Origin of the sequence: Sphingomonas sp. (genome assembly GCF_042095875.1) — a bacterium.
In the GTDB taxonomy this organism is placed as follows: Bacteria; Pseudomonadota; Alphaproteobacteria; order Sphingomonadales; family Sphingomonadaceae; genus Sphingomonas.
The window spans coordinates 1-3,092 of the sequence record NZ_JBELMJ010000070.1 but is presented as its reverse complement, the minus strand read 5'-3'; the positions used below and the strand labels follow the sequence as shown (position 1 = coordinate 3,092).

The window sequence follows — 3,092 nt, the reverse complement described above, 5'->3', positions numbered from 1 at the left end:
GCCTCACCTTTCGCGCTCAGCGCAGCGCCAGCCGCCGCGCGAAATAGATTTCCACCGCGCGCCGCACGCTCTCCGCCACGTTGCTCCGCCCCGCGTCGCTCGCCAGGAACGCGGCATCGTTGACGTTGGAGATAAAGCCCGCTTCCAGCAGGATCGACGGCGTGTCGGGCGCCTTCAGCACCATCAGCGACGCCATGCGGTGGAAGTTCGGCTTGGTCGCCATCAACGGCTGCGCCTCGCGACCCAGCAGTCGCGCGAAGCCCGCCGACGCGTTCATCGTCTCGCGCTGCGTCAGGTCGATCAGGATCGACGACACGTCCGGGTTGCGGTCCAGGTCGACGCCGTTGATGATGTCGACCTTGTTCTCGCGCGCGGCCAGCCGCGCGGCTTCCTTGTCCGACGCGACCTCCGACAATGTGTAGGCAGTCGCGCCCGACGCCTCGGTCGACAACGCGCTGTCGCAGTGGATCGAGATGAACAGGTCCGCCTTCAGCTTGCGCGCCACGCCGTATCGCTCGCGCAGCACCAGGAACTCGTCGTCGTCGCGGGTCAGCGCGACGCGCACCCGACCCGACTTCAGCAGCGCGTCGCGCACCGCCAGCGCCATCTTGAGCGTCAGGTCCTTCTCGCGCAGCTGCCCGTCGGGCGAGATCGAGCCGGGATCGTGCCCGCCGTGGCCGGCATCGATCACCACCAGCGGCCGACTCTCGTCGCCGCGTACCTTGGGCAGCGGCAGCGCGCTGCGCGCGGGCGGCACGGCCTGCGACACGGCGTAGCCGGCAGCCGCCACGCGCCCGGTCCAGTTGAGCGGCGCGCCGCTGCTCGCCGCGACGAATTGTTCCGACGCGACCGGCTTCAGCGTCAGCGTCAGCGCGCGCCCGTCGTCGCCGAAGCGCCCGCGCTCCACGATCATCGGCTGGGCGAGGTCGAGCACCACGCGCGCGCCGCTCGCACCGTGGACGCCCTGGCGCACCGCGGTCACCGCGGTGTCCTCGTCGCGCTCGCCGATCGAGCGGCCCGGCTGCGCGCCGTCGATGTCGACCGCGATCCGCTGCGGCTCGGCGAGCAGGAAGCTGGAGGCGGCGGAGACCGCGTCGTCGAAGTGGATCACGACCTTGCCATCCGACACGTCGACCCGCTCGACGGTCGCGGCCCAGCCGGGTACGCCAGCGAACACGCCCAACAACAGCGCGAGAACGATCGACACGCGGCGCCCATGCCGCGAAACGCGCCTGTCCGTCCAGCAAAAAGCCATGATACGCAACCCTTTGACCTCTGGCGGTCGGTGTAGCGGGCAGCCCTCAAAGCGACCTTGCGCGACGGGGTTAATCGCGTCTTCGCCATCTTTTGCCGGCAAACGCTTGCCGCTCGTCGGCAAGAACCGGCAGTTGATGGCTGGCTTAACCGATGCTAGCTAGGGCCTGACCGGAGTTGTGCACCCGCACGTCAAGCTCCGGCGACACCGCTCATCCGGCATATGTGCCGCGGCGAGCATTCAGGTTGACGTCCGCAATGTTGCATCCCGCCCGCTCGCTGTTCCGCCCGGCCTTCGCCGGCGGCGCGGGCGCGGCGTTCCCCGGCCATCAGGCGTCCGGGGCTGCACGGCCGACGAAGGCATTTTTCGCATCATCGGCGCCCGATCAACCGCGGCGCCATTCCTTTTATCGCGCGGGCGCACCGCTAGCCGGACGGCCCTGCGCGCGGAGAACAATCAATGACCACGCGTATGCTGATCGACGCACGCCACCGGGAAGAAACCCGCGTCGCCGTCGTCAAGGGTAACCGGATCGAGGAATTCGACTTCGAGAGCGCCGAGCGCAAGCAGCTCAAGGGCAACATCTACCTCGCCAAGGTGACGCGCGTCGAGCCGTCGCTCCAGGCCGCGTTCATCGACTATGGCGGCAACCGCCACGGCTTTCTCGCCTTCTCGGAAATCCACCCCGACTATTACCAGATCCCCAAGGAAGACCGCGACGCGCTGCTGCGCGAAGAGGCTGAGCATGCCGCGGAGGAAGCCAAGCTTCGCGCCGAGCTCGACGCCGACGACGACGCGACCTTCGACGAGGATGACGCAGACGCGACCGGCCGGTTCGACGACGCGGGTGAGCACGACGCCGACGATCACGACTTCGACGAGCACGCCGCGCACGACGACGACCACGCCGACGAGGCGGGTGAGAGCGACGCCGATGCCGACGCGAGCAGCGACGAACAGGGCGGGCGCCGCCGCAAGGGCCGCCGCTCGAACGGCGACGATCAGGTCGAGGCGCTGCGTCAGCGGCGCATGAACCTGCGTCGTCGCTACAAGATCCAGGACGTGATCCGCCGCCGGCAGGTGCTGCTGGTGCAGGTCGTCAAGGAAGAGCGCGGCAACAAGGGTGCGGCGCTGACCACCTACTTGAGCCTCGCCGGGCGCTACTGCGTGCTGATGCCCAACACGTCGCACGGCGGCGGGATCAGCCGCAAGATCAGTAATTCGGGCGATCGCAAGCGGTTGAAGGCGATCATGGCGGACCTCGAACTGCCGTCGTCGATGGGCTGCATCGTGCGCACCGCCGGGCTGCAGCGCACCAAGACCGAGATCAAGCGCGACTTCGACTACCTGGCGCGGCTATGGGATGAAATTCGCGACAAGACGCTGTCCTCGTCGGCGCCGGCGCTCGTCTACGGCGACAGCGACCTGATGAAGCGCGCGATTCGCGACATCTACAACAAGGACATCGACGAGGTGATCGTCGAGGGCGACGAGGGCTATCGCCAGGCCAAGGACTTCATGCGCCTGCTGATGCCGACGCACGCCAAGAAGGTGAAGCATTACAGCGACCCCGTGCCGCTCTACCAGCGCGCTGGCGTCGAGGATCAGCTCGCCGCGATGTACCATCCGGTCGTTCAGCTGAAGTCGGGCGGCTACTTGGTCATCAACCCGACCGAGGCGCTGGTATCGATCGACATCAACTCGGGCCGCTCGACGCGCGAGCACAATATCGAGCAGACCGCGACCGCGACCAACCTCGAGGCCGCGCAGGAGATCGCGCGCCAGCTGCGCCTGCGCGACATGGCGGGTCTGGTCGTCATCGACTTCATCGACATGG

2 protein-coding genes are annotated in these 3,092 nt (G+C 67.8%); one reads left to right on the top strand and one right to left on the bottom strand.

Annotated elements, in window-relative coordinates:
• Positions 1–16: 16 nt before the first annotated feature.
• Positions 17–1,207 (bottom strand): N-acetylmuramoyl-L-alanine amidase, encoded by a 1,191-nt coding sequence (locus ACFDS6_RS15915; RefSeq protein ID WP_375273084.1) that lies wholly within the window; start codon positions 1,205–1,207, stop codon positions 17–19.
• A gap of 519 nt (positions 1,208–1,726) precedes the next feature.
• On the opposite strand from ACFDS6_RS15915, the gene ACFDS6_RS15910 reads away from it, so the two are divergent.
• On the top strand, positions 1,727–3,092 hold a 1,366-nt coding region (locus ACFDS6_RS15910), incomplete at its 3' end, for an Rne/Rng family ribonuclease (protein WP_375273090.1).